Annotated in this window: 12 protein-coding genes; 6 read left to right on the top strand and 6 right to left on the bottom strand. The window is 71.5% G+C overall.

Features of this window, described 5'->3' with window-relative positions:
• Positions 1 to 5: 5 nt before the first annotated feature.
• From LJ657_RS20820 to LJ657_RS20795, 6 genes are all read right to left on the bottom strand, one after another.
• Complete coding sequence (locus tag LJ657_RS20820; RefSeq protein ID WP_232650261.1) at positions 6 to 365, bottom strand: hypothetical protein; 360 nt, start codon at positions 363 to 365, stop codon at positions 6 to 8.
• A 54-nt stretch (positions 366 to 419) separates the two neighbouring features.
• Positions 420 to 1,313, bottom strand: a complete 894-nt coding sequence (locus tag LJ657_RS20815) for a glycine betaine ABC transporter substrate-binding protein (protein WP_232650260.1) — start codon at positions 1,311 to 1,313, stop codon at positions 420 to 422.
• Between the two features lie 29 nt (positions 1,314 to 1,342).
• Positions 1,343 to 1,987 carry a hypothetical protein gene (locus LJ657_RS20810; RefSeq protein ID WP_232650259.1) on the bottom strand — a complete coding sequence of 215 codons (645 nt, stop codon included), beginning with the start codon at positions 1,985 to 1,987 and terminating at the stop codon, positions 1,343 to 1,345.
• A complete protein-coding gene (locus tag LJ657_RS48635) occupies positions 1,897 to 5,904 on the bottom strand; it encodes an nSTAND1 domain-containing NTPase (RefSeq protein ID WP_232650257.1) in 4,008 nt (1,335 codons plus the stop codon). Before LJ657_RS48635 ends, LJ657_RS20810 begins: the two co-directional genes overlap by 91 nt.
• A 190-nt stretch (positions 5,905 to 6,094) precedes the next feature.
• Entirely contained in the window at positions 6,095 to 7,534 is a 1,440-nt protein-coding gene (locus LJ657_RS20800; protein ID WP_232650256.1) for a sensor histidine kinase, read from the bottom strand.
• The gene (locus LJ657_RS20795; protein WP_308117068.1) at positions 7,534 to 8,241 is read right to left on the bottom strand and encodes a response regulator transcription factor; all 708 of its coding nucleotides are present in this window, start codon (positions 8,239 to 8,241) and stop codon (positions 7,534 to 7,536) included. The genes LJ657_RS20800 and LJ657_RS20795 overlap by 1 nt, the downstream gene beginning before the upstream one ends.
• Positions 8,242 to 8,550: 309 nt before the next feature.
• Here LJ657_RS20795 and LJ657_RS20790 point away from each other — a divergent pair, with 309 nt between their 5' ends.
• The 6 genes from LJ657_RS20790 (at position 8,551) to LJ657_RS20765 (ending at position 14,117) form a co-directional block, all read left to right on the top strand.
• Positions 8,551 to 9,369, top strand: a complete 819-nt coding sequence (locus LJ657_RS20790) for a helix-turn-helix domain-containing protein (RefSeq protein ID WP_232650252.1) — start codon at positions 8,551 to 8,553, stop codon at positions 9,367 to 9,369.
• A 310-nt stretch (positions 9,370 to 9,679) separates the two neighbouring features.
• Positions 9,680 to 10,018 (top strand): YnfA family protein, encoded by a 339-nt coding sequence (locus LJ657_RS20785; protein ID WP_030945548.1) that lies wholly within the window; start codon positions 9,680 to 9,682, stop codon positions 10,016 to 10,018.
• 53 nt (positions 10,019 to 10,071) lie between these two features.
• Entirely contained in the window at positions 10,072 to 10,845 is a 774-nt protein-coding gene (locus tag LJ657_RS20780; protein WP_232650250.1) for an SDR family NAD(P)-dependent oxidoreductase, read from the top strand.
• The gene (locus LJ657_RS20775) at positions 10,845 to 11,051 is read left to right on the top strand and encodes a hypothetical protein (protein WP_232650248.1); all 207 of its coding nucleotides are present in this window, start codon (positions 10,845 to 10,847) and stop codon (positions 11,049 to 11,051) included. Before LJ657_RS20780 ends, LJ657_RS20775 begins: the two co-directional genes overlap by 1 nt.
• 17 nt (positions 11,052 to 11,068) lie before the next feature.
• Positions 11,069 to 12,334, top strand: a complete 1,266-nt coding sequence (locus LJ657_RS20770; RefSeq protein WP_232650247.1) for a GNAT family N-acetyltransferase — start codon at positions 11,069 to 11,071, stop codon at positions 12,332 to 12,334.
• Between the two features lie 163 nt (positions 12,335 to 12,497).
• Entirely contained in the window at positions 12,498 to 14,117 is a 1,620-nt protein-coding gene (locus LJ657_RS20765) for a recombinase family protein (protein ID WP_232650245.1), read from the top strand.
• The last annotated feature ends 1 nt before the right edge of the window (position 14,118 follow it).

Below are 14,118 nucleotides of genomic sequence, written 5' to 3'. Positions count from 1 at the left end.
TGCGACTACGACATCCGGAGTGTCGTCGTGCTGCCGTCGGTCCGGGGGACGTACGCCTGCTTCCAGGTCCAGGCGCCGTTGCCGGGCTTGTGGTGGAGTTCGACCGACGAGTTCTGCTTCCACCAGTAGTCCCAACCGGTGGCGCACGTCCCCGCGTTGACCGTCCAGATCGGCGAGCCCACCCAGTCGTCGTGCTGGTTGTAGCCCCTGACCCAGAACACCTGCGTCACGCCGGCGTCGTTGCAGACCGTGATCTGTACGGCGGAGACCGACTCCGCGCTGGCCGTCGTCGGGACGGCGAGACCGCCGAGGGCGGCTGTCGTGGCGAGTGCCACCATGGCGAACTTCCTTCTGAGGTCACGCATTTCGCTGTCACCTTTCTGTACGAGTGAGGTACGGGACAGGTACGAGTGAGGGGGTCAGCCGAGCAGGCCCCTGGACCGCAGCCAGGTCCGCGCCGTCGCGGCGGGCGACCGGCCCGCGTCGACGGAGGAGGCGAGCGCGGCCAGTTGGTCCGTGGTGAGTGCCGGGTTGAGCCGGGCCAGGGCCTTTCTCGCGGCCGGTCCCGCGTAGGGGGCCTGGATGAGCGGGAAGACGTGCTCGGGCGGGATGACGCCCACGGGGTCGGTCAGCACGACCAGCCGGTCACGGGTGATGACGGGGTCGGTGCCGCGCAGAGCCAGCACATCGGCGGTGGCCGAGGTGCCGGCGCCGGTGACGCTGACGCCGTACGCCTTCTTCAGCGACGCTGGCGTCGGGGCGTCCGGATCGCCCGAGGCGGAGCCGCCGAGGGTGAGCCGGCGGCCGGCTCCGGCGAGGTCGGCGAGGCTGTGCAGGCCGTGGCGGCGGGCGGTGGCCCGGGTGACCGCGAGGACGACGCCGTGCTCGGCCGCGGCCGGAGGCAGGGCGTCGATCCCCATCGGCAGGGCCATGCTCAGCGTCGCCGGCATGTTCCCGGGCAGGGTGCCCCCGTCCGGGAACGTGCGCAGCAGGGTGCTCTCGTACGCGGGAGCCAGACCGATCCGGCCCGCCACCACGGCCCTGGCGGTGGCCGCGGGCGACGTGTAGCTCGTGGTCGCCATCCGCACCGGCTGTCCGGCGCCGGTGAGGAGTTCGCGGTAGAGCGCCGCCGTCACCCGGCCCTCCGCCGAGGCGTCGCTGCCGATCACCGTCGGCCCCTGACGGTCCGCGTGGGCGGTGTCGGGCTCGCTCTTCGCGCCTGCCGCACAGCCGGTCAGCAGGACCAGGGAGCACACGGCGACCGCCGCGAGACGGAGCCGGAGGCGAGGGCCGGGGCGGGTTCCGGAAGTCACGGAGCACCACATGCGGTCGTCGTCCGGTCTCAGTTGCAGTGGGCGGCGCGCTCGCCGGCCGTCATCTTCGCGTCCTTGAAGTTGACGTAGCCCGAGTTGGGGTTGTCCTTGTTGAAGCCGGACGACTGGTAGTTGTTGACGTACCAGATGTAGTGGCCGTAGAAGCGCTTGCCGAAGTGGATCTCGTACCAGCCCTTGGCCTGCTGCTTGGACGTGCCGCGCTCTATCCAGCCCTTGTAGCCGGCCGGGATGTTGACCGTGTTGCTCTCGGTGTCGGTGTGCGACGCCTCCCAGCTGTGCGAGTACGTGGTGCTGACGCCGACCGTGAACACCTCGAACCACTTGTATTCCGCGCTGATCGAAATGCCGAAGGTGTTGGTGGAGCCGGTGGTGTCCGCCCAGTCGATGCGGTGCTGGTTGGTCTGGCTCGCGCAGTTGTACGCGGTGCTGCCGACCTGGTGCTTGGGGCCGGTGTACGTCCAGTAGTCCGTCGCGTGGAACTCGCACAGGTCGGCCCAGCTGCAGGCGTCCAGGAGCTCCTTGGTGGTGGGGCTGTCGGCGGCGGAGGCCTGCGGGGCCGCCATCAGCGAGGCGCCCAGGGCCAGGGCCGCGACAGCCCCGCCGGTACGGAGGACGCGCTTGGGAGAGGCGGACTTGCGGCGCGCGAATGGCATCGGTTTCCTCCAGTGAGTGGGGGGTGCTTTCCTGGTGGCCCACTCTTCGGGGCGCCGATTTGTTGATCAATGCAGGTCAGAGACGTAAACAACCCAACCGGGGACGGAAACCGGACAGCCGGCCGTCCGTCCGCACGCCGTGCACCCGCGCCGGGCCGGCGAGCGGCGGGGGGTGGCGAGGTGGTACGCGTCGGCGTCGGACTCGCGGTCGGTGTCGGTGTCGGAGTCACAGTCGCAGTCGCAGTCGCAGTCGATTCGCCGGTGCCAGGCACGTCGCACACGCGCCGGTAGGGCACACCGGGGAGGTACGTCCGCCATTCGTTTCCGGTGAGGTCACGGCCGACGCGTGCGCAGAGCAGGGTGACGACCCGGGCGGGGCCGACGGCGTACCGCTGGACGGGGACGTGCGGGCCGGCGGCGTAGACGGAGTCCCCGTGCGCGTCGAAGGCCAGTGAACGGATCGCGTCGCCGGGGGTGTTGAGGCCGGCACCCAGGGGCTGGCGGGTGGCCGTGTCCCACAGGCGCAGCGCGCCGGAGCCGTACCCCACCGCGAGGGTGCGGCCGTCGGGGCTGAAGGCGAGGGCGGTGACCCGCGCGCCGGAGCCCGGCACGACCGACTGCCGGTGGCGTTCCGTACGGCCCCGCCAGACGGTGACGCTGCCGAAGGAACCGCCGGTGGCCAGGTGCAGGCCGTCGGGGCTGAGGGCGAGGACGTCCGCCTCGCCGTCCGGACCGAGGGGTACGTCGGTGTGCAGGCCGAAGGGCAGGGCGGTGACCGGCCCGGCGAAGCCGGAGGCCAGGACGGACTCAAGGGTTCCGGCAAGGGCCTCGGGCCGATCGGTCCGCGTCCCCCGGGCGGTGTCCCACACCTCCCCGGTGCGCGAGCCGGTGGCGGACGCCCGGGTGAGCAGCAGTTTCCGGCCGCCCTGGGTGAGCGCGATCGAGCGGACGGCGGAGGACCCACGCGGCCGAACTTCCGCCTGGACTCGGCGAGTTGTCGCATTCCATACGACGATCCCGGCGCCGGACGCTTCCGCGGCCCCGACGCCGTAGCCGAAGGTCCGGCTGTCGGGGCTGAAGGCCATGAGGGGTACGGCGTCCCCGGCTTCGGTGTGTCCTGGTGCCCCGGGGGCGGGCAGTCCGGCGAGGACGCGGCCGGTCCGGGTGGAGCGCAGGCGGAAGCGGTAACTGTCGCCGTGCCGTTCGGCGGTGGCCAGCAGGCGCCCGTCCGGGCTGAGCGTCTCGTGGTCCGGCGGCCGGGCGCGCCACGGGGAGGTGGCGGGCGCCGAGAGGTCGAGGGAGTGGACGGTGGTGCCGGTCAGGTAGCGCAGAGTGGGGGCGGCGGGGTCCCAGACGAGGGCGGTGACGGGGCCGTCGGCCAGGGCGTGGCGGAACACCGGTGTTTGCGCCGCCGATACGCGCCAGACCGTGATCCCGTCCTGCCCGGCCGCCGCCAGGAACCGCCCGTCCGCGGTGAACGCCGGGTGCGTGGCGCCCGGTTCGGCGATCTCCGCGAGTTGCCGGCCCGAGCCCGTGTCCCACACGCGTATCCCGGTACCCGAGACCGCGGCGAGCCGCGCCCCGGCCCGGTCGAAGACGAGCGAGGCGGCGGAACAGTCCACCGCCGGCCGTTCCTGCCAGCCACCCGTGACGGTCCGGTGCCGGACGGTGTCCCGCACCAAGAGCACCCCGCCCCGCCCGCAGACGACCGCCAGCCGCGCATCCCCACTCGGCACCACGACACCGCCGACGGCCCGCTCCAGCACCACCGGATCATCCATGAACCCACGCAACTGCGCCGCCGGCTCCGGCCCGCCCACGACGTAACCACCGACACCGGGGCCTGCGCCGACCGCAACGTGATACCCGGCCAAGGCCCCCGCCCCCGCCGGCAGACGCCACAACCGCCGCTCGCCGTCGGATCCGGACAGGGCGAGGGTCCGGCCGTCAGGGCCGGCCGCCGTCACCGGGAGGTTCGGCAGGCGGCCGGAGGCGGTGTGGTGGTGGGTGGTGACATCCCAGGTCGACCAGTGGCCGCCGCCGGTGGCGAGCAGGGTGCGGCCGGAGTCGGTGAGGAAGACGCGGGTGGTGGCGTTCTGGTCCGGGGCTGTGAAGGTGTCGCGCTCGGGGTCGGTCAGGGCGTGGAAGAGGGCCGCGCGGCTCTCCGGGAGCGGGGCGAGGCGCCAGGCGGCGATGCTGAGCAGCGTGCGGGTGCGGGGGTCTGGCACCCGGTCCCGGACGGCCAGGGCGGCGGCCTGGCGGGCGCCGGCGAGGGTGCGCTCGGCCTCGGCCACGTCGCTCTCGTGCCAGGCGAGCTGACCGGCGACCAGGGCCCCGCCCAGCACGCAGGTGAGGGCGACGACGAGTCTTCGTATGCGGCGCTGCATACGGGCGGCCGTCCAGCGCTCCATGCGCTGGGCCACCCGGGAGGCGCACAGGAAGGCCCGCTCCCGCGCGGTGAGGTCGTCCTCGTGCCGCTCGCGGGTGAACAGCACGTCGGCCAGGGCGAGATGGACCCCTCGGTACAGGGTGCCGGGATCGCTGCCGTGCTCCTGCCAGTTGCGGGCGGCCTCGGCGAGGTGGCGGTGCATCCGCAGCCGTTCGCGGTTCTCCTCGATCCACTGCTGCAGCCGGGGCCAGCGGGTGATCAGGGCCGCGTGCGCGAGTTCCACGTTCTCCTCGTCCACGGTGATCAGCCGCGCGCGGGAGAGCCGTTCGAGGACGACGGGCACCTCGGGGTCCGGCCATTCGCGCAGATCGGCGCGTCTGACCGGGCGGGGGCTGTCGGGAGTGCCGTCACCGGGGGCGATGAGTGCCAGCAGGAGCCGCCGAGCGGTGCCGGACTGGTCGGCGGAGAGCCCGCCGTAGACCTCCTCGGCCGCCGCGGCGATCGCCCCGTGGACGCCGCCCGCCTCCTCGTACGCGGCCAGCGTCAGCACTCCGCTGCGCCGTCTGCGCCAGGTCTCCCGCAGGGCGTGCGAGAGCATCGGGAGCGCGCCGGGCTGGTCGTGGACCTCCTCGACGATGCGGGCGGTGAGTTCCCGCTCGACCCGCAGGCCCGCTGCCGTGGCCGGTCTGACCACCGCGTCCCGCAGTTCCTCCCGGGTCATCGGCCCGACCTGCAGTGTGGTGTGCCGCAGCGCCTCGGCGAGGTCCGGGTGCTCCACGCACCGGCCGTGGAAACCGGCCCCGATAGCGACGACCACGCGCAGCCGGCCGTCCGCGTCCTTGGCGGCCAGCAACTGGTCGACGAACCGCCACCGTTCGGCCCGGTCCCGGCAGAGCGTGAAGATCTCCTCGAACTGGTCGACCACGACCACGCGGTGGGGCCCGTCCGGCCCCGGTGCCAGCAGCCGGCCGTGGCCGGCGGCGGGCCGGGCGCCGGGTGTGATCAGCCGGAGCTGCGCGGCGCAGCCCGCTTCGTCCACCACCCGCTCCAGGCGGGGCATGACCCCGGCCCGCAGCAGCGAGGACTTGCCGCTGCCGGACGCGCCGAGCAGCACCACGAACCGGTGCTCCGTCATCAGCCGCACGGCGTCCTCGGCGAGCGCGTCCCGGCCGAAGAACAGCTCCTGGTCGCCCGGTTCGAACCTCGCCAGGCCCTGGTAGGGCGACTCCCCCTCCACGGCTCCGCAGGCCGCGACCTCGTCCGCCGCCGCCCTTAATCGGTCCTGCCAGACGTCCGGATCCGCCCCGCAGGCCTGCGCGTACGCGCGCACCACCGCCACCGACGGCAGCCGTTCGCCGGAGGCCGCCCGGGACAGCGCGGCCACCGAGACGCGGGCCTGGCCGGACATGGTCCGGTACGACGGGGAGCCGGTCCGGGCCCGTAAGGACCGCAGCTCATGTGCGAAGCGCTGGACCGGCCCCGCGTCGGGATCGAGCGGCCGCTCGGGACGTCCCCGCTGCCGGCTCACGGATGCTCCAGCACATGGCTTCTCACGTTCACTGGCAATCGCTTTCCCAACCGTCGGGGGACGATCACACGCCGGATCGCGAGTATGTCATGACAGCTTGAGAGTTAAATGGGGTTGAGCGGAATGGCCGATTCCAGACCCCGGCGGACCGGTCGGCAGAGCCTCGGGCAGGGCCACAGGAACCGCCGCGTCACCCCCCGGCGCCCGTCCCGCTCCCCGGCACCCCGCCGACGGTGAACCCGATCACCGCCCCGCCCCCCGCCCGCTGCACCGCGAACGGCGCCCCGCCGTGCGCCATGGCGACCTCCCGCACGATCGACAGACCGAGCCCGGAACCGGGCAGGGAACGAGCGTCGGCCGCACGGTAGAAGCGGTCGAAGATGCGGATCAGGTCACCGTCGGCGATACCGGGCCCGCGGTCGAGGATCTCCACGCGGACCGTGCCCGCACGGGCGGGCCCGGACACGGCGATCTCGATGGACCCGGTGCCGTCGCGGTCGAACTTGGCCGCGTTCTCCACCAGATTGGAGATCGCGCGCTGCAGCATCCCGGGCCGGCCGTCGGTCGTCGTGTCACCGCTCGCCCGGACCGTGATCTGCCGCCCGCTGCGCCGCCGCGCGAGCCCGGCCACGTCCTCCGCGATGTCCGCGAGGTCGACCCGCTGCAGCGGCTCGCTGTCGGACTGCCCGGCCGCCAGGTCCACCAGCTCGTTGACCAGGTCGGTCAGTTCGCGCGCCTCCTGGCCCAGGTCCGCGACCAGTTCCTCGCGGGTGGCCGGAGGCAGTTCGTCGATCCGCCGCAGCAGCGAGATGTTCGTACGGAGCGAGGTGAGCGGCGTACGGAGTTCGTGGCCCGCGTCCTGGACCAGGCGCCGCTGGTCCTCCTCGGACTGGGCGAGGCGGCCCAGCATCCGGTCGAAGGCGCGGCCGAGGCGGCCCACCTCGTCGTAGCCGGTGACGGGCACCTCGATGCCGAGCCGCCGGGTGCGGGCGACGTCCTCCGCGGCCGAGGTCAGCAGGATCAGACGGTGGGTGATGCGTCGCGCCAGCCACCAGCCGAACAGGCCCGCCGCGATCACCACCGCGCACATCAGGATCAACGTGCGCTGCTGCAGCGCCCGCAGCAGGTCCTCGGTGTCGCTGAACTCCTGAGCGACCTGCACCGCGCCACGCCCGGCGCCGAGCGAGACCGTCGCGATGCGGTAGACGTCCGTGTCGACGTCGACATCCTTGTGCTCGACCAGCTTCCCGGCCGTCCGGTCAGCCGCGATCGACCGGTCGGCGGAGACCACCGGCAGCCCGGGGCTGCCCGGGTCGACGACCTTGCCGTCCGGCCCCAGCACCTGCACATCCGTACGGGCGGGCCGCACGATGTCATGGCCCGGCGCCGAGGAGGAGAAGTCCTCCGTCGTCATCCTGTGCTGCCGCACCTCGTCCCGCAGATCCTGCACGACCTGGTCGAACACGGACTCCTGGTCCACCCGGACCAGCCGGGCCGCCGCACTGTACGACAGCACACCGACCAGCACCGTGACGGCGGCGGTGACCGCCGCGAACGAGACCGCGAACGTGGTGCGCAGGGAGACCAGCCCGGGCCGCCGTCTGGCCAGCAGCCGCCTGATCCGGCCCACTAGTCTTCCCGCAGCACGTAACCCACACCGCGCACCGTGTGGATCAGCGCCGGTGCGCCCGGCTCGTCGAGCTTGCGGCGCAGGTAGCCGACGTACACGGCGAGGTTCTTGGAACCGGGCCCGAAGTCGTAGCCCCAGATGCGGTCGTAGATGGTGGAGTGGTCGAGGACGATCCCGGCGTTGCGCACGAGCAGCTCCAGCAGCTCGAACTCGGTCCGCGTCAGCTCCAGCTCCCGCTCGCCGCGCCAGGCCCGCCTTGCCTGTACGTCCATGCGCAGTCCGGCGGCCTCGATCTGCCGGTCGGAGGCCGCGGGCAGCTCCTTCGGCACGTCGGCCGCGGCCCCGCTGTCCGGGCTGGTCCGACGCAGCAGCGCACGCAGCCGCGCGAAGACCTCCTCGACGTCGAACGGCTTGACCACGTAGTCGTCGGCGCCCGCGTCCAGGCCCGCGATACGGTCGGCGGTCTCGACGAGCGCGGTGAGCATGAGGATCGGCGTGCGGTCGCCCTCGGCACGCAGCACCCGGCAGACCTGCAACCCGTCGATGCCGGGCATCATCACGTCGAGCAGAAGCACGTCCGGCGGGGTCTTGTGGGCCTGAGCCAGCGCCTCCACACCGTCGGCGACCGCCGTGACCTGGTAGCCCTCCAGGCTCAGGGCGCGTTCCAGGGCATGACGGATGGCGCGGTCGTCTTCGGCGAGCAGCACAGTTTGGGGCACGTACCCATACTGCCAAGGCATGTGGCGGTTCAGCGGAGGACGGCGGCCGTACGATCTGCCTTTTTACCCGCCTCTCACCGTCACACGAGCAACCCGCAACACCCTCCTACCCTCTTCTCACTGAAGGGCGGGGCCTCCTGGAACACCTGACGGGCCGGGATCGTCCCCGCGACGCCGGCCCGGGACGCGTGGGTCGGCGCCTCCGGCACCCCTTGCCGGGCCCCGGGCCGCGAACTCCACGGCCACCGGAACCTGAGTATCAGCATCAATGTCAGTGCCCCGTCCTACGATCCCCACATGGCCGCCCCACGCCGTGACACCCGAGGCATCGTCGGCGCCGCGGACTTCCTCGCGCGCGTGGACTTCCGCCGCCCCGACCCCGCCGAGCCGCTGCGCCACCATGTCGAGCACTACTGGCTGATCGACTGGGACCTCGACGAGCCGTACATCTCGCACGTGGTCCCGCACCCCGCCGTCCACATCGTCTTCCAGCAGTTCGCGGACCAGGAGCCGTTCGTCGAGGTCACCGGCGTCCAGCAGGGGCTCTTCGTCCAGAAGCTGGAGGGACGCGGCCGGGTCTGCGGCATCAAGTTCCGGCCCGGCGGCTTCCGCCCCTTCGCCCCCGGGCAGGCGGTGAGCGAGTGGACGGGCCGGCGGGTCCGCTCCCCCGGGACCTTCCCGACGGCGGATCCCGCGGCCGTCCTCACCCCGGCCGACGAGGACGCCCGGATCGCCGCCCTCGACACCTTCCTGCTCTCACTCTCCTCCGGCCCCGACCCCCAGGCCGACCTCGCGATGACCCTGGTCGACCGCATCCGCACCGACAGAACGATCCGCCGCGTCGCCGACTTCGCCCGCGCCGAGGGGATGTCCGTACGACTGCTGCAGCGGCTGTTCGCCGGGTACGTCGGCGTGGGCCCGAAATGGGTCATCCTGCGCTACCGCATCCACGAGGCCCTGGAGCACGCCGAGACGGACCGCGAGGTCGACTGGGCGGCCCTGGCGGCCGATCTCGGTTACGCCGACCAGGCCCATCTGGTACGGGACTTCACGGCGACGGTCGGGGTGCCGCCGACCGCCTACGCCGCCCATCCGGCGGCTTCCCCGCCCCGCTGATCCAGCGACTTCAGCCGATTCCTGCGAGGAGCCCCAGGGCCTCGACGTGGGACGAACTCCTCTTGGTCGCGGCACAGAGCGTCGCGGCACCGCCCATGCACGCTCGGCCTCACCCGCGCCCCGGACCGCACACACCCGGCCGACAGCACCCGCCCGATCGCCGTCGGCACCGACCAGCACCGCCGCACCCTCGCGTCCGCCACGGCGGACGGCCCGTAGTCACGCGTGAGCCGCAGATCCACGCGGGCCCGGCTCACGGGCCAGGTGACCGCGCGCACGCAGGCGACAGCAGACATGCCAAGCTGCGAGCATGCTCGTCGCCCGCTCCGCCGCCCTCTTCGTCGTCGCCGCCCTCTTCGAGATCGGCGGCGCCTGGCTGGTCTGGCAGGGCGTACGGGAACACCGTGGCTGGCTGTGGATCACCGGAGGCATCCTCGCCCTCGGCGCCTACGGCTTCGTCGCCACCTTCCAGCCCGACGCCCACTTCGGCCGCATCCTCGCCGCCTACGGCGGCATCTTCGTCGCCGGCTCGATCCTGTGGGGCATGGTCGCCGACGGCTACCGCCCCGACCGCTGGGACGTGACGGGCGCCCTGGTGTGCCTGGCCGGCATGGCTCTCATCATGTGGGCGCCGAGGAACGGCGGCTGAGCCTCACCTACGCTGGACGGAGCCGTCCGCCGACCGAACACCAGGAGCACCGCATGGCACCCGCACCGTCCGCCGCCTCCCGCATCGCCGTCGTGACGGGTGCGAGCAGCGGAATCGGCGCCGCCACCGCCCGGCAGCTCGCCGCAGCCGGCTACCGGGTCGTCCTCACCGCCCGCCGCAAGGACCGTATCGAGGCGCTGGCCGAGGAGATCAACGCGGCGGGCCACTCGGCGGCGGCGTACCAGCTGGACGTGACGGACCGCGCGGCGGTCGACGAGTTCGCCTCCGCCTTCAAGACGATCGGCGTCCTGGTCAACAACGCGGGCGGCGCACTCGGCGCCGACCCGGTCGCCACCGGCGACCCGGCCGACTGGCGCGCGATGTACGAGACGAACGTCATCGGCACCCTGAACGTCACCCAGGCCCTCCTGCCCAAGCTGGTGGCGAGCGGCGACGGCACCGTGGTCATCCTCTCCTCCACCGCCGGACTCGGCACCTACGAGGGCGGTGCGGGCTATGTCGCCGCCAAGCACGGCGAGCACGTCCTCGCCGAGACCCTCCGCCTGGAGATCGTGGGCCAGCCGGTCCGCGTCATCGAGATCGCCCCCGGCATGGTCAAGACCGACGAGTTCGCCCTCACCCGCTTCGGCGGCGACCAGGAGAAGGCCACCAAGGTCTACGAGGGCGTGGCCGAACCCCTCACCGCCGACGACGTCGCGGACACCATCACCTGGGCGGTCACCCGCCCCCACCACGTCAACGTCGACCTCCTGGTCCTCCGCCCGCGCGCGCAGGCGTCGAACACGAAGGTCCACCGGGAACTGTGATGACACAGGACGCCGGACGGGAGCCCGAACAGCAGCGCCTGCGACTGGAGGCCGAGCAGCAGCGCCTGCGACTGGAGGCCGAGCAGCAGCGCCTGCAACTGGAGAAGAAACGCGAGCGCTACGTCTGGTACTACCTCGCGTACTTCCTCTTCGGCATCCACATCGTCGCCTTCGTGATGATCTACGCGGTGCTGCACGCGAAGTAGGCATAGGGTCACAGTCCGTGGACCGACACATAGCTTTCGACGCGCTGCACAACTTCCGCGACCTGGGCGGCTACACGACGCCGGACGGCCACCGCATCCGCCCCGGCCGGCTGTACCGCGCGGACTCCCCGGGCAAGCTGACCGAGGGCACACAGGACTGGGACCACTTCCTCTCCCTGGGCATCCGCACGGTCATCGACCTGCGCCACCCCTGGGAGGCCGAGGCGCGCGGGAGGATCCCGTTCCACCCCTCCTTCGCGTACCACAACCTCAGCATCGAGCACCGCGCCTACGAGCAGGCGGTCCAGGCCCCCGGCGTCGACCCCGGCCCGTACCTGGCGGAGCGCTACATGGAGGTGGCGGAGGACGGGGTGAAGGAGATCCGCCGGGCCCTGGAACTGGTGGCGGAGGCGGCGGAGTCGGCGGAACCCCTCGTCTTCCACTGCGCCTCGGGCAAGGACCGCACGGGCCAACTGGCCGCGCTGATCCTGACGTTGCTGGGCATCCCGGAAACGGCCATCATCGAGGACTACAGCCTCACCGAACTGGCCACACCCGGCATCCTGGCCAGCTGGAAGTCGAGAAACGACGGCCGCGAGCCGACCTGGCCGGGCTTCGGCCGGGCCCCGCAGACGGTGATGCGCACCTTCCTCTCCTCCATGAAGACGCGCTACGGCTCGCTGGAGGACTACATCACGCGGGAACTGTCCCTGGACGCAGCGGCGTTGGCGACAACCCTCCGCACGGCCCTCCTGGAACCCCAGCCCACGGAGTGGCCGCCTCTGACCTACCGCAGGGCCACCCCGCCCGACGCCCGCACCCTCGTCCGCCTCCGTGACTCGGCCGCCCTCTGGCAACTGGCCCGGGGAATCGACCAGTGGAAGCCGGGCGAGAAGGACGAGACCCACTTCCGCACCCGCATGGAGCAGGGCGAGGTCTGGCTGGCCCACGCGGGCCCCCACCTCGCCGGCGCCTGGGAACTCTGGTGGGACGACCCGGCAGCCTGGGGCCCCCGCCCCGCGGACGCGGGCTACATCCACCGCCTGATGACCACCCCGCACACGGCCCCACCGGGCGCCGGGCGCCGCATGCTGGCGGAGGCGGAGTCCCGCATCACCGCCACAGGCCGCCCATACGCCCGCCTGGACTGCCTGGCCTCCAACCCCCGCCTGCGCGCGTACTACGAGTCGGCGGGCTACCGGGTCGTGGGCGAACAGCTGGCAAAGGACGGCGGGTCGGGCAGCCCGTACGCGGTGACGCTGCTGGAGAAACGGCTCACATAACCCACAGGGGTGAACCGTCTCGATCACCCGCACGTCGCCCGAACTCGCGATCTAGGCTCACGCCACAACATCAACTCGACGGCTCTCGCCGGGATGCCAGTCCCGGCGAGAGCCTGACCAGCACGGAAGTAGAGGCTTCCCTGTGGCTGACCACGACACTAGCGTGCGCTCGTACGTACAACTCGATCGACGGGCAAAGACGAAACCCCCGGCCCACGAAGTGGAACTCCTGCTCAATGAGCTCCGGGAAATCCCCCGCAACGCACCCTCATTCATGGAGTCATTGGCCCTCCGAGACTCCGGGTGGCGCCTGGTCGTTGCCTACTGCCGCATCTCCAATGACAGGCACAGGCAAGATGGACACGGCATCGAAGACCAGGCAAGCCATTGCGCGCGCATCGCAGCACAGCACCGCATGATCGTCGTTCATCGCTACCTCGACAACGACAAGTCCGCGTCCAAGGTCGGCGTCAAACGTCCCGACTTCGACGCGATGCTGGACGCCCTCAAGTGCGGGACCACTCCGGCTGGATTCCCGATCGACGGGGTGGTGTGCGTCTCCGATGACCGGCTGTACCGCGACGTACATACCTATCAGCAGTTCCTCACCTGCTTCACCGCCCACCCCGCTCGGGTATACGCCGACGGGCTCGGCTCGTACGACCTCTACAGCGAAGAGGCCGCACAGCGCGGCCTTCTCAGGGCAGCCGCGGCACGCGCCGAGAGCAAGAAGCAACAGCAGCGGGCGATGCTCAACCATCGAGCCCGCGCAGAACGGGGCGAACCAGTGGCTGTACGCCGTCCGTTCGGCTGGAATGCTGACCTGCTCACACTGCATCTCGGCGAATCAGAGGTGGTTCGGCAGGGAGTTCAGAGCCTGCTGGAGGGAAAGACCCTGACCGCCGTCACCCAGGATTTCGTCACCTCCGGCTACCCGAGCACCCTCGGAAACCCCTGGCAACGCCAGACGGTCAAACAAATCCTCCGCAACCCGCGAATCTGCGGCTACCGCAAGCTGAACGGCGCGCTTGTCCTCGGCAGCGACGGAAATCCCGTAGTCGGCCAATGGGAGCCCATCGTGTCACCCGAGGAGTGGGGACTGGTCACAGAGTCGCTGGAGAGGAAACGCCATCCAGGAGGCTGGCACAGGAGCGGTGCATCCTCGGTGGGAGGCGCAACGTACCTGCTCACGGGATTGGTGCGGTGTGGGCGCCCCCTCGGCAATGGGCAACCCTGCGGGGCTTCCCTACACGGCCATCCGACCGAGGCATCGTACGAATATCGCTGTCGAGCTGCACTGGACGGAGGCTGCGGCCGGGTCAGCCGCCAGGGCCCCGCCGTGGACGAACTGATCACCCAGTACGTCCTCACCGCGCTGAACCGGCAGGGCATGTCCGGTTCATGGCCTGCGGCCCCCTGCCCGGGGCCGGACAGGTACGAGTTGGAGATCGCCAAACACCGCAAGGCAGTTCTTCAGGAACAGTGGCACACCGGGGACATCAGCGACTCCGATTACTTCTCGCAACTGCGGCATGAGGAGACGGAGATCAAACGGCTCGTGAATGAGCAGCAGACGCGAATGATCAGGCATCGCCCAGACCAGCACCAGGACACGGCCGCAAGGGTCCATTGGGACGAGCTGAGCATGGCCGACAAGCGCGAAATCCTCTTCCGCCTGCTGGATTCCGTGACCATCCTGCCAGGCACCAAGGGGTCGCATCGCTTCGACCCCTCTACGGTCATTCCGCGGTGGCGCATGCCACCCGAAGCCTCCGCGACGTAGC

This window comes from Streptomyces guryensis, assembly GCF_021261325.1.
Classification (GTDB): Bacteria; Actinomycetota; Actinomycetes; order Streptomycetales; family Streptomycetaceae; genus Streptomyces; species Streptomyces guryensis.
The sequence above is the reverse complement of the archived record's forward strand: the minus strand, read 5'-3'. Positions and strand labels throughout refer to the sequence as shown.